This is a genomic window from Micromonospora sp. NPDC049201 (assembly GCF_055586805.1).
This window is the reverse complement of sequence record NZ_JBVJHM010000019.1, coordinates 1-12,790: the sequence shown is the minus strand read 5'-3', so window position 1 is coordinate 12,790 and position 12,790 is coordinate 1. Positions and strand designations below refer to the sequence as shown.

9 protein-coding genes are annotated in these 12,790 nt (G+C 72.4%); 2 read left to right on the top strand and 7 right to left on the bottom strand.

Features of this window, described 5'->3' with window-relative positions; all coding sequences use genetic code 11:
* Window positions 1–76: 76 nt before the first annotated feature.
* The gene (locus tag ACZ6O5_RS29840) at window positions 77–904 is read right to left on the bottom strand and encodes a peptidoglycan-binding domain-containing protein (RefSeq protein ID WP_281939137.1); all 828 of its coding nucleotides are present in this window, start codon (window positions 902–904) and stop codon (window positions 77–79) included.
* A gap of 107 nt (window positions 905–1,011) precedes the next feature.
* Window positions 1,012–2,328: a family 43 glycosylhydrolase gene (locus ACZ6O5_RS29835; protein WP_465981485.1), complete on the bottom strand. Its 1,317-nt coding sequence runs from the start codon at window positions 2,326–2,328 to the stop codon at window positions 1,012–1,014.
* Between the two features lie 182 nt (window positions 2,329–2,510).
* Between ACZ6O5_RS29835 and ACZ6O5_RS29830 the strand changes: the two genes are divergently transcribed.
* On the top strand, window positions 2,511–4,652 hold the full coding sequence (locus ACZ6O5_RS29830) for a discoidin domain-containing protein (protein ID WP_465981483.1): 2,142 nt from the start codon (window positions 2,511–2,513) through the stop codon (window positions 4,650–4,652).
* A 52-nt stretch (window positions 4,653–4,704) separates the two neighbouring features.
* Here ACZ6O5_RS29830 and ACZ6O5_RS29825 read toward each other — a convergent pair whose 3' ends face one another.
* From ACZ6O5_RS29825 to ACZ6O5_RS29805, 5 genes are all read right to left on the bottom strand, one after another.
* Complete coding sequence (locus ACZ6O5_RS29825; protein ID WP_465981481.1) at window positions 4,705–5,124, bottom strand: hypothetical protein; 420 nt, start codon at window positions 5,122–5,124, stop codon at window positions 4,705–4,707.
* A 215-nt stretch (window positions 5,125–5,339) separates the two neighbouring features.
* Window positions 5,340–5,474, bottom strand: coding sequence for a hypothetical protein (locus ACZ6O5_RS29820; RefSeq protein WP_255562982.1), 135 nt, complete (start codon window positions 5,472–5,474; stop codon window positions 5,340–5,342).
* Window positions 5,471–8,104: a class III lanthionine synthetase LanKC gene (gene lanKC, locus ACZ6O5_RS29815; RefSeq protein ID WP_465981479.1), complete on the bottom strand. Its 2,634-nt coding sequence runs from the start codon at window positions 8,102–8,104 to the stop codon at window positions 5,471–5,473. Before lanKC ends, ACZ6O5_RS29820 begins: the two co-directional genes overlap by 4 nt.
* A gap of 231 nt (window positions 8,105–8,335) precedes the next feature.
* Entirely contained in the window at window positions 8,336–9,517 is a 1,182-nt protein-coding gene (locus tag ACZ6O5_RS29810; RefSeq protein WP_107156267.1) for a carbohydrate-binding protein, read from the bottom strand.
* 19 nt (window positions 9,518–9,536) lie between these two features.
* Window positions 9,537–10,808: a chitinase gene (locus ACZ6O5_RS29805; RefSeq protein ID WP_465981477.1), complete on the bottom strand. Its 1,272-nt coding sequence runs from the start codon at window positions 10,806–10,808 to the stop codon at window positions 9,537–9,539.
* Window positions 10,809–11,018: 210 nt separating this feature from the next.
* Here ACZ6O5_RS29805 and ACZ6O5_RS29800 point away from each other — a divergent pair, with 210 nt between their 5' ends.
* Window positions 11,019–12,512, top strand: a complete 1,494-nt coding sequence (locus ACZ6O5_RS29800; RefSeq protein ID WP_465981475.1) for a sulfatase family protein — start codon at window positions 11,019–11,021, stop codon at window positions 12,510–12,512.
* Window positions 12,513–12,790 lie beyond the last annotated feature (278 nt).

Genomic DNA, 12,790 nt, shown 5'->3' with positions numbered 1-12,790 from the left:
GACGGGTGGCGGGGTGGTCCGGGCGCCGGTCGGCGCGCGGGCCACCCCGTTCCGTACCCCGTCCGGCCCCCGCGGCTCACAGCGCCCGCTGGTACTCCTCCCAGGTGCGCTTCGGGCTGACCACCGGACCGTCGTCGGGTGCCCGGTTGGCCAGTCCGTTACGGCCCAGGTAGTAGTCGCCGGCCTGGTTCTGAGCACCGGTCGACTGGTCGGTGTCGGCCAACGCGATCGCGTGGATGTGGTATCCCCAGTCGCCCTGGTCCGGGGTTCGGTACCAGGCGGCGAAGCCCACCGTGCGCAGCCGGCGCAGCACGTCGGTCCGGGTCGCCGACGACAGCCCGCTGACCGAGATGTCCAGCGCCCCGCCGCCGTCGTGGGTGCCGGCGGAGGCGCCGACGCCCGTGTTGTAGGAGCCCTGGGTGAGGCCGAGCTGACGCCCGAGCAGACGTTCCGCCTCCAGCAGCATCGACCGGGTACGGGTGTTGACCTGCACCCCGCGCATCGTCACGATGCTGCCGGGTGAGATCGACCGGACCACGGTGTAGCGTCCGTCCCCCAGCGACCGCAGCGAGGACGGGCCCGGCAGGCCGGTCGCGTCGAGGCCGGTGTAGCCGAGCGAGCGCTGGTACGCCGCGTACGCGGCGACGGTGCTGGTGCCGAAGTGCCCGTCCACGTACGTCGAGGCAAGCAGCCCTCGGGCCTGCAACGCGCGCTCCACCAGCAGGACGCTGTCCCGGGCGCCCTCGGTGAGCGCGGTGTCCGCCCGGCGCGGATCGATCTGCGCTGCCTTGATCAGGGCCTCCATGTCGACCTCGGGCAGTGCGGCGCCGGCACGCAACGGTGCGCCGGCACCGACCGCCACCGCTGCCGCCGCCGAGACGAGCAGGCTCCTTCTCGTGATCACGTGACCTCCGTACGGTGTCGGGATCGGGCTACCCGGCCGGGCGGCCCGGAAGGCACGGCGAGGCCCGGGGGCTCCCGCCCCACGAGCGGCCTCACCCGTGCCGACGATCAGGCGATCTCCAGGTAGTCGAGTTCCGCCCAGCGGCTGCGCCGGGTCAGGCGCAGCGTGTTCCACCCGGCGTTCAGCACCACGTCCGCGCGGGCCTGCCGCCAGGTCTCCCAGCCGGTGTCCGGGTACGCGACCACCTGCGCACCGCCGCCGTTGACGGTCAGCGTGTGCTCGGCGTCGCCGTAGCCGGCGGAGTAGCCGACGTACGCGGTGTAGCCGCCGGCGCGCGGCGCGAAGACGCTGACCTCGACCCAGCTGTCGGCGTAGTCGAGGTAGGCCGCCACCTGTCCCTGCGAGGCGGTCGCGGTGCTCCGGGCGGCGCAGTGGTTGAGCGTGCCCCGCTCGGCCTCGTAGCGCACCCGGCTGCCCCGCACCACCGGGTTGTCCCCGGCCCAGCCGAGGTCGGCGACGTACATGCCGCGCGCCGAGTAGTCGTTCACCCAGCCGTGGAAGACCAGCCGGTCGCCGCCGGCCTCGCGCACCACGTCCGCGCCGCCCGGCCCGCGTACGGCGCCGTCGAGGCTGGCGGTGGTCAGCAGCGACCGGTACGCCTTGGTGTACGGGCCGGTCAGCGACGTGGCGCTGGCGTAGCTGGTCTGGTAGCCGTCGCCGCCGTACCCGCCGAGGGAGTAGAAGAGCACGTAGTGCGCGCCCACCCGGGTCAGCACCGGCGCCTCGATGACGCCCGCCTCCTCGGCGCGGCCACTGCGCAGCAGTTCGACCCGGCCGCCCTGGAGCGTCACGCCGTCGGCGGCGACCGCCTGCGCCCACAGGCTCGTCGGCTGCCCGACGGCGTTGCCGTCGTCCTTGTAGAGCAGGTAGCGCCGGCCGTCGGTGTCGACGAAGCTGGACGGGTCGATGTCACCGCCCTCGGCGGCGTCGCAGACCAGCGGACCGGACCCGACCGGGGCGAAGGGGCCGAGCGGCGAGGTCGAGGTGGCCGCGCCGATGCACTGGCGGCCGGCGGCACGGCTGCGGGCGGTGTAGTAGAGCAGGTAGGTGCCGTCGGCCCGGCGGGACACGTCCGGGGCCCAGGTGAGGCCGCCGGAGGCCCAGGCGCCGAGCGTCGGCAGCGCGTCGGCGCGTCGGGTCCACGGGCCGGTGAGCGCCGACGCGGTGGCGACCGGCACGTTGCCGTTGCCGTTGTTCGTCGAGTAGGCGTGGTAGGTGCCGCCGACCTTGAGGATGTCGGGGTCCGGGAAGTCGGTGCCGAGCACCAGGGACGGCGCGGTGGTCGCCGCGCCGGCCGGCGCGGCGACGAGCACGCACGACGCGGCGACGAGCACGGCCAGCAGGTGGGCGAGAGTGCGACGCATGCCCACATGCAACCACAGATGTCGATGCCATGGCGCGGCGGCGGCGTGGTTCCGGAACCGCCGGATTTCCTTGACACGCGCCTGTCGCGCGCCGAACCTGGTCACCAGGGAGCGCTCTCCATCGCTGGTCACGGCCGACCGGCGAGCCATTCTCCGGCCACCGCCCGCTCCTGGAGACGCCCATGAACCGCCAACCCGTCCGCACCGTCGACCCGCCGACACGTACCCGTCGCCGCCTCACCGCCGCCGCCCTCGCGGCGACGCTCGTCGCCACCCTGACCGGCCTCGCCACCGGTCCGGCCCAGGGCGCCGACCCGCTGCTGTCCCAGGGCCGCCCGGTCACCGCCTCGTCCACGCAGAGCGCCGCCTTCCCCGCCTCGGCGGCGGTGGACGGCGACTCCGGCACCCGGTGGTCCAGCGCCGCCGCCGACCCGCAGTGGCTCAGCGTCGACCTGGGCGCCGCCGCGACCGTCAGCCAGGTGGTGCTCGCCTGGGAGGCCGCGTACGCCACCGCCTACCAGGTGCAGGTCTCCGCCGACGGCGCGACCTGGACGACGCTGCGCGCCGTCACCGGCGGCGACGGCGGCGTCGACACGCTCGCGGTCGCCGGCACCGGACGGTACGTGCGGGTCACCACCACCGCCCGGGGCACCGCGTACGGGGTCTCGCTCTGGGAGTTCCAGGTGCACGGCACGCGCGCCGCCACCGGGTGCGACACCACGGGCAACGCCGCGTTGAACCGCCCGGCCACCGCCTCGTCGACCGAGAACGCCGCGCTGCCCGCCTCGGCGGCGGTGGACGGCAACCCGGGCACCCGCTGGTCCAGCGCCGCCGCCGACCCGCAGTGGCTACGCGTCGACCTCGGCGTCGAGCGCGCCGTCTGCCGGGTCGACCTCACCTGGGAGGCGGCCTACGCGACGGCGTACCAGATCCAGCTCTCCACCGACGGCGTCACCTGGACCACCGTCTACGCCACCACCACCGGCGCCGGCGGCGGCCAACAACTCACCGTGACCGGTTCCGGCCGCTACCTGCGGGTCCTCGGCACCGCGCGGGCCACGACCTACGGCTACTCGCTCTGGGAACTCGCGGTCCGCACCACCGGAGCGACCCCGACGACACCGACGACGCCGCCACCGTCCGGCGGCGACGTGCTGCTGTCCTACGGCAGGCCGGCGGTCGCCTCGTCCCAGCAGGACGACGGCGCCTGCTGGCAGTGTTCGCCGGCGCGGGCGTTCGACCTGGACCCGGCCTCGCGCTGGGCGACGAGCCCCACCACCGGCTGGGTGGACCCGGGTTGGATCTACGTCGACCTCGGGGCCACCGCGACCGTGCACCGGGTGGTCCTCCAGTGGGACGCGGCCTACGCCACCGCGTACCAGATCCAGACCTCGACGGACGCGACCACCTGGACCACCGTCTACCGCACCACGAGCAACCCGGGCTTCCGGCAGGACCTCACCGTCAGCGGCACCGGCCGCTACGTGCGGATGTACGGCACCGCGCGCAGCAACGGCTACGGGTACTCGCTGTGGGAGTTCCAGGTGTACGGCACCGGAGGCGCCCCGACCGCTCCCCCGGCCCGGCCCGCCGACCCCACGTTCCCGGCCACCACCCTCGTCTTCGCCGACGAGTTCGACGGACCGGCCGGCGCCCGGCCGGACGCGGCGAAGTGGACCGTCGACCCGGGCACCGGGCAGAACAACGAGTCGCAGTACTACACCGACAACGCCAACGCGGCGATGAACGGCACCGGCCAACTCGTCATGGAGGCCCGGCGGGAGAACGCCGGCGGACGCGCCTACACCTCGCACCGGATGAACACCGGCGCCAGGTTCCAGGTGCAGTACGGCCGGATCGAGGCGCGGATCAGGGTGCCCAAAGGCAACGGCCTCTGGCCGGCGTTCTGGATGATGGGCGGCGACTTCCTCACCGGCCGGCCGTGGCCGTACAACGGCGAGATCGACATCATGGAGATTCTCGGCCGAGACACCTACCGCAGTTACACCACGCTGCACGCGCCCGCCTACAACGGCGGGGGCGGCTACGGCCAGGAGCACGTCTGGGCGGTCGACCTGTCCGCCGACTTCCACGTCTACGCGGTCGAGTGGGACAGCCGGGGCATGCGGTTCCTCGTCGACGGCACGCAGGTCTTCTACGCCAGCAAGGAGACGGTGGAGGCGACCCGCGGCCCGTGGGTGTTCGACCACCCCTTCTATCTGATCCTCAACCTGGCCGTGGGCGGCGACTGGCCCGGCCCGCCGGACGTATCGACGCCGTTCCCGGCGCGGATGCTCGTCGACTACGTGCGCGTCTACAAGTGACCGGCGGGGGCGCGGGCCGGCCGGGCCGGCCCGCGTCCCCGTCGCGTCGCGGCTAGCCGTGGGCCGGCTGGACGGCGACGTGGAAGTTGAACACCGCGCCGTTGCGGGTGAGGACGAGATTCCACTTCCCGCCGTTCTTGAGCACGACGGGGTGGGAGTTCGGATAGCGCTGCACGAACCACGTCTCCAACCGTTGCGCCTCGGCGTCGGAGAGCACCCCCACCTCACCCACCTGCGCCGCGTGGTGCGGCTGCGGGTTGCAGCCGGCGTTGAACCGGTAGCTGGTGTCCCGGTTCCACCGGCCACAGCCGAGCATCGTGACCGTGACCGGACCGGACTGCTGGAAGGCCAACTGCGGGACCGGCGGATCGGCGACGACCACGTCGGGTGGCGTCTCCAGGGACGGGAACGGCACCGCCACCGTCTCGATGACGGCCTGCGATGCCCAGTTGAAGTCGACCTCGAACGACATGTCCATCTCCCTGTCCGGAGTGCCACGCCCGCCGGCCCGTCGCGGCGGCACGTCGACGGCCCCATCATCGACCGGCCCGGACGCCGGAACGCGCGCACTGTCCGTGCCCGGACACTGGCGGTCAGGCGACAGCGACGGCAACGGCTCCCGGGGGCGACCGGTGCGACGGTCGTCCCCGGGAGCCGGTCAGCCGGGCCTGGACCCGGACGGGGCGGCTAGTCGCCGCAGCCGACCCACACGCTGTACGTGCTGTAATCCCGGCAGTAGAAGTAACTGAAGGTGCTGGTGGGCGCCTCGGGCGCGGGCTCCTGCTCGACAGTGACGCCCTGCAGGTTCAACAGAAAGTTCATCTCATCACCCCCCTCCGCTCTCGTCGCGGCACCGTCCCGCCGAGGAACGGCAGGACGGGGACAGGTGCGCGCTGCGCGGCGGCCCAGAGCACGAGGAGGACGCCCGCCGCGCCGGTGGCCAGATCGGTGGACAGCCGTTCGAGCTGGTCCCCGGGGAAGGCGAGACCACCGCGATAGGCCACGGCGTGCCAGGAGAGCGCGGCCACGTGCCGGCGTACGAGGTCGGCGACGGTCATGCCGCCGCCGTCCGCGGCGACGACGGGAACGTCGGACCGGTCCAGGCCGAGCAACAGGGCGAGCAGTCCGGCCCGCCCGTTGAACAGGCCGGACTGGACCGTGAACTCGGCACACGCCGCACGGGTCAGCTCGCCGAGCACCGTCCCCAGCTCGTCACCGGGACGGTGCCGAAGAAACTCCCGCAGCACCATCGCCATGCCGGCGCTGCCGGCGGCGAGGTAGGGCAACACGCGCCACCCGTCGTCCACCTGACGCGACCCGTCCGGCATCAGGACACAGCGGCCCAGGTCGTGCCGCAACCAGCGCTCCGCCGACTCCAGGTGGGCGCGGTCACCGGTCGCCTCGAACAGCCGGACCGACAACAGCGCGACGCCGCTGGCTCCCCGCAGGAGGCCGGCGGCCCGACGGTTGCCGGCGGCGGCCCGGCCCGCGTCGCGGTCGTCGAGCCGCGACGCGATGTCCAGCGCGGCGGTCGTCCAGCTCCGGTCACCGGTCGTGGTGGCGAAGTGCAGATAGTTGAGACCGATGCCGGCGAGCCCGTCGAACAGGTGACTGGACAGCCGATCCAGCCCGGCGGCCCGGGGCGCGCGGTCGAGCAGGGTCAACGCCTCCTCGTGCCGGCCCAGCCCGTCGAGGGCGTGGCACACGCCGTGCAGACCGTCGTAGAAGCCCGGCGCCAGCGCGCTCCGCTCGTCCCGCACCCGGCGTACGAGCCACTCCTCGTGCTCGGGGAACCGTCCGACCCCCGTCCGGTGCAGGACGTGCAGCACACCCGCCGCGCCGTAGGCCAGCCCGAGACCGCCGACCTGGAACTGCTCGATGTCCCCCGGGAACAGCCGGTCCCGCCGCCCGGGGGTGGCGGTGGCGAGAATGCCCGTCGCCAGGGCGGCGCGGACGCGGGTGAACGGCACCTCCGGCGTGTCCAGGTCACCGGGGACCAGGTCCGGCGACGCCGCGGACACCGCACCCTGGCCGTTCCCGGCCAGGCCGAGGTTGGCCACCACCTCGGGCCCGAACCCGGCGGGAAGGTCGAAGCGCCGCATCGCCGCGGCGACGAGTTGCGCGGCCTTGCCCGGCGCGAGCGGCAACACGGCGGTCAGCGGAAGGAACATCGACAGTTGCAGGCACCCCAACGCGTACCGGTCCGCGGCGACTCCGGTGCGGCCGTCCGCGGCGACGTAGCCGGGCGCGCCCATCGCGGGCCGGGCGCTGTCGTCCACCCCGGTGGCGAGCTCGAAGTCGATGAGCCGGACCGCGCCGTCCGGCTGCACCATGACGTTGTGCGGATGCAGGTCGCCGAAGACGACCCCGCGACCGTGCAGGTCCGTGAGGACGTCACCCACCTTCCCCAGCACGTCGAGCGCCCACCGGACGTAGTCCCGGATCTCGTCCGGACCGGCGCCCGCCCGGGTGAGCGGGTACCGCGCGCTGAACTCGCGGCCGAGCGTCCGCCCCTCGATGAACTCCTCGGCGAGGAACACGTGCTCCCAGCAGGTGAACGTCTCGTACAGGGCCGGGACGCAGGGCAGCCCGCGCAGCCGGGCCAACATGTCGGCCTCGCAGTCGAGTCGGTGCACCGCGTCCCGGCCGAGGCCGTCGATGCCGGCGTGCGGTCGGCCCTCCCGCAGCACGACCACCCGGTCCGTTCTGACGTCCCGGGCCCGATAGACGCCGCCGCCGTTGGAGAAGTGCAGCACGCCCTCGATCTCGTACGGGAACTCCTCGGGTCGCGTCTCCTGCCGGCCGCGCTCGGCCACCGCCGGCCGGAGGAAGGCCGGGACGTCGACCCAGGCGGGCACCGAGAAGGCGGGTTCCCGCCGGTCGGGCACGAGCGAGCCGTCCGGCTGTCGCACCGCGAGAACCCGCGAGCCGTCGGCCGTCGTGACCCGGCGGGGCGCGAACCCGCCGAAGCGCACGAACAGTGGGCCCCGGTCCCACCGCAGATCGCTGAGGATGTACGGGCCGGCTTCCCCGTCGAGCCGCGCGCCGAGCCGGCGGAGCGCGGCCTCCAGCTCGTCGGTGTCCTCGGGGTAGATCGTGATGAACTTGCCGCTGGCCGCCCGGTCCGCGTACTTCGAGTTGCGCAGGGTCAGATCGAGTTCGGTGCTGAGGAATTTGTACGCGAGTTGCGCCTGCTGGCAGTACGTCCAGACGGTGTCGAGAATCCGTGCGGCGTTGTCCAGCGTCGCGGACACGTGGATCTTCCACCCCTGCGTCGCGACGAGGCCCCGTGGCGGCGTCACCATCGTCCACCCGTCCCGGGTCGACAGGTTCCATCCCGGCCCGGCCCGCAGGTCCGTCCCGAAGCGGTCCCGCCGGGGGCCGCCGTCCGCACCGGGTCGGTCGTAGAAAGTCGGATCAGCGATACGGTAGTACTGATACCGGTTGTCCATCAGCCCTTCACTACGTCAGCCACGGCTCGCACCACCATCGTGAGACCTGCGCGGCGCCCTGAGCGGGTTCGACAGCGATCGTGGCACACGGTCACACGCTTCGATACCCCAGAAAAGTGACGCCGCTGGTCGGAGTCGGTGGTCCCCGCACCGGGGTCCGCAACCGGCGGATGAGGTCTCCGGTTTCGGGTTCCGCCTGGTCGCGGAACCGTCCACCGGAGACCTCCGGGTTTAGAAGCCGGCGGAGATGCGGCTGAACTCCCAGTCGCTCTGGGCGATGCCGCTACAGGTGGAGACCACGCCCCCGCCGGCGCAGCCACGATCGCGGTTCACCGCCCAGAAGGTGAATCGGGCGAGGCCGCTGCTCCTGGCGTAGTCGCGGATCCGCGTCCAGGTCTCCGGGGTGGTCACCTCCTGCTGGTCGGACAGACCGTTCATGCCGGAGATGCCCATGTGGGCGTAGGCGGTCTGGTCGTTCCAGCCGAACGTGGACTTCAGCTGGTTCTTCAGACCCTCCGCGGCGTTGCGGGTGCTGGTGTACATGTCACTGCCGCCGCCGAAGTCGAACGGCATGATGGTGAAGACGTCCACGTTGGCGTTCAGCGCCCGGGCCTGGTTGATCAGCCGGACGCCGTGCGCGTTGGGGCCACTCGTGGTCGTCCCGAAGGTGAGGATCGTGGTGACGCCCGGGTTGTTGCGCTTGATGATGCCCAGCGCGCTCACGATGCGGTCGGCGACCACGTAGTTCTCGAACTCGTCGTAGTTCTCGATGTCGATGTCGATGGCCTTGAGACCGAAGGTGTTGATGACCTTCTGGTACGCCCCGGCGAGGGCCTCCGGGGTGGCGCAGTTCGGGCCGAGCTTGTTGCCCTGCCAGCCGCCGATCGACGGGACGATCGTCGCGCCGGCCGCCTTGGCCTGGTTGATCCAGGACTCGTGGACGCCGCCGGTCAGGCCGCCCTCACCGTCCCAGACCGGGTTGCAGCCGTTGGCCAGCACGAACGCGACGGTGAACGCGCGGACGCCCTGAGCGGTGATGGTCGAGGGTGCCGGCGGGTTGCCCCAGCCGGGGTAGACGTAGGGCGACGCGGCCATCTTGCCGGCCGGCGGCGGGTTGGTCGGGCCGGTGGGCGGCGGGGTGGTCGGGGTGGTGCCGCCGCCGCAGGCGCCCTGGTTGGCCCAGACGTCCCACTGGCCGCTGTGCGTGGCCGGGTTCTCGTTCTGGGTCCACCACTTGGCCTGGTAGTTGACGCCCTGGTAGGACGCCTGACCGCCGCCGACGTACACGGCGGACGACGACCAGGCCGGGTAGCAGGCCACGGCCGCGCTCGACGTGGACATGGGGACGATCGCGATCGCGGTGGCGGTGACCGTGACGGCGGCCAGGGCCAGGATCTTCTGCCTGAGTTTCATGACACGCTCCTGCGGGGGTTCAGGGCAAGGTGGTGAGGTGCGGGCGGACGGTGTTGGCGAATCCGTTGCCGTTGGTGACGTCCCAGTTGATCGACCAGGTCATGGCGCCACGGATTCCGGGGTAGGTGCGCGGCGGCTTGACGGAGCCGCAGTTGGTGCCGCGGGCGAGGCAGTCGAGGGCCTGGTTGACCACGGAGGGGTTGACGTAGCCGCCACCGGCGGCGCTCGGCGCGGCCGGCAGTCCGAGGGACACCTGGTCCGGCCGGAGCCCGTTCTCGAGCTGGATGCAGGCGAGCGCCACGAGGAAGTTGACCGATCCCTGGCCGTACGCGGCGGAGTTGTCGCAGCCGAGCATCGCGCCGGAGTTGTAGAACTGGGTGTGGACGACGGTCAGGATGTCCTTGATGTTCAGCGCCAGCTGGAAGTACTGGCCGCCGGTGCTCTGCATGTCGATCGTCTGCGGCGCCATCGTGATGATCAGGTTGGCGCTCGTCCGGTTGCGGATGTCGCGCAGCGCCTGGGCCATGTACGTCGCGTTGACGCCGTTCTCCAGGTCGATGTCGACGCCGTCGAACCCGTAGGTTCCGATGAGGCCGACGATCGAGTTGGCGAAGTTCGTGGCGGCACTGGAACTGGCGACCGAGATGGTGCCGCGCTCGCCGCCGACCGAGATGACGACCTTCTTGCCCCGCGCGTGCAGAGTGGCGACGTCGTTCTTGAAGTCGGCGTTGGTGTAGCCGCCGAGCGAGGCGCTCAGCCCCGCGTCGATGCCGAAGGACACCGCGCCCGGTGTGCTCGTCGCGTCGGCGAACGCGACCGCCACCAGGTCGTAGGAGGCCGGCACGTCACGGAGCCGGATCTCCTGGGCCGGGTTGTCGAAGTTCTGCCAGTACCCGGTGAGGAAGTGCTTCGGGAGCTGACCGTTGCCGGTCGGCGGAGGCGTGGTGGGTGGCGGGGTGGTCGTGGGCGGCGGGGTGGTCGGGGGTCGCGTGGTGGGCGGCGGTGTCGTGGTCGGGGGTGACGTGGTCGGCGGCGTGGTGCCGCCGCAGGCGCCCTGGTTGGCCCAGACGTCCCACTGGCCGCTGTGCGTGGCCGGGTTCTCGTTCTGGGTCCACCACTTGGCCTGGTAGTTGACGCCCTGGTAGGAGGCCTGACCGCCGCCGACGTACACGGCGGACGACGACCAGGTGGGGTAGCACGCGGCGGCCGCGGAGGCGGACGACGCCAGATAGACGGTGGTGGCGCCGGCGGCCAGGACGGCGGCCAGGGCGAGGACGGCGGGGCGGCGCATGGGGGTGGGCCTTCCGGAGGGGACGGAACCGAGGAGCTAATTATTAGGAGTGTTAACAGTGAAGGTCCAGAGGTAGACCACCTTGAATTTTTCGTCGAGAGGTGCCAGGGTCGTCGACCCTCTTCGTCACCGCGGGCGCCGCGGGCGCGTTGACCGGATCATTACCACCGGTTAATAAGATCCCGGTCGATATCAGGCAGGCTCGCCCCCATGTCGACCACTCTCCGGAGCCGCCTCGCCGCGATGTCCGTCGTGACGCTGGCCGCCGTCGCCGCCTGGACACCCGCACGGGGCGCCGAGCCCGCGCCCGAGCCCGCCGCCGCCCCGCCCAACATCGTCTTCGTGCTCACCGACGATCTGGCCTGGAACCTCGTGCCGTACCTGTCGCAGGTACGGCAGTTGCAGGCAGAGGGCGTGACGTTCACCAACTACACCGTGACGGACTCGCTCTGCTGCCCCTCCCGCTCGTCCATCCTGACCGGCAACTTCCCCCACGACACCGGCGTGTTCACCAACGGCGGCAGCGACGGCGGATTCGCGGTCTTCAAGAGCCGGGGGAACGAGAACCGCACCTTCGCCACCGCCGTCCAGGGCCGGGGCTACTCCACGGCGTTCATGGGCAAGTACCTCAACGGCTACCAACCGGCCGACACCCAGGGCGGGACCCAGCCCTACGTCCCGCCGGGCTGGTCCGAGTGGTACGGAGCGGGGAACGGCTACCCCGAGTACAACTACGACCTCAACGAGAACCAGGTGATCAGGCACTACGGCGACGCACCCGCCGACTACCTCACCAACGTGCTGGCCCGGAAGGGCAGATCCTTCATCCAGCGCGCCGCGGCAGCCGGGACTCCGTTCCTGCTGGAGGTCTCGACGTTCGCACCACACAGCCCGTTCACCCCGGCCGACCAGGATCTCGACAAGTTCCCCGGCCTCACCGCCCCACGCGGCCCGGCCTACGACCGCCTGCCCCGCCAGGCGCCCTCCTGGCTGGCCGGCAACGGACCCCTGACCGCCACCGAGAAGGACAACCTGGATCGCAACTTCCGCAAGCGTGCGCAGGCGGTGCAGGCGGTGGACCGGCTCATCGCCAACCTCCGCGAGCAGTTGACGGCCAGCGGCGTCGCCGACAACACCTACCTGGTGTTCAGCTCCGACAACGGCTTCCACATGGGCGAGTACCGGCTCACCGGCGGCAAGCAGACCGCCTTCGACACCGACGTACGCGTACCGCTCGTCATCGTCGGTCCCGGCGTCAGCCGGGGCCGGACCCGGCCGGAGATCGTCCAGAACATCGACCTGGCGCCGACCTTCCAGCGGATCGCCGGCGCGGACGTCGGCGCGGACGTCGACGGCCGCAGCCTGCTCGGTCTCGTCCAGGGCGACGCGGCCCCGAACTGGCGCGGCGGAGCGCTCGTCGAGCACCACGGACCCCAGCAGGCCGCCGACGACCCGGACGCCCAGGACCAACGCAACGGGAGCCCGACCACCTACAACGCGCTGCGGACCGCGACCTACACCTACGTGGAGTACGCGAACGGTGAGCGCGAGTACTACGACCGCACGACCGACCCCGACCAGCTCACCAACCTCGCCGGCGACCTTCCCGCCACGCGGCTGGCCGCGCTGCACCAGGCGCTCGCCGGTTACACCGGCTGCCACGGCCACTCGTCCTGCTGGACGGCCGGCGACGTGCCGGCCTGACCGACGACCCGCTCGTCGAGGAACGCGTGAAGCCGGGTCCGCTCGTCGCCACCCCGCGCCGGCGGCTTCGCCCGGACGAGGGCACGGCTGCGGATCTGGCACACCGGCAGACCCGGCCCACCGGGTCGTGGGGGGGGGGGGGGGGGGGGGGGGGGGGGGGCGGGGCGCCCGGGGGGGGCGGCCGGGGGGGGGGGGGGGGGGGGGGGGGGGGGGGCGGGCGGGGGGGGGGCGGCGGGCGGGGGGGGGGGGGGCGGGGCGGCGGGGGGGGGGGGGGGGTG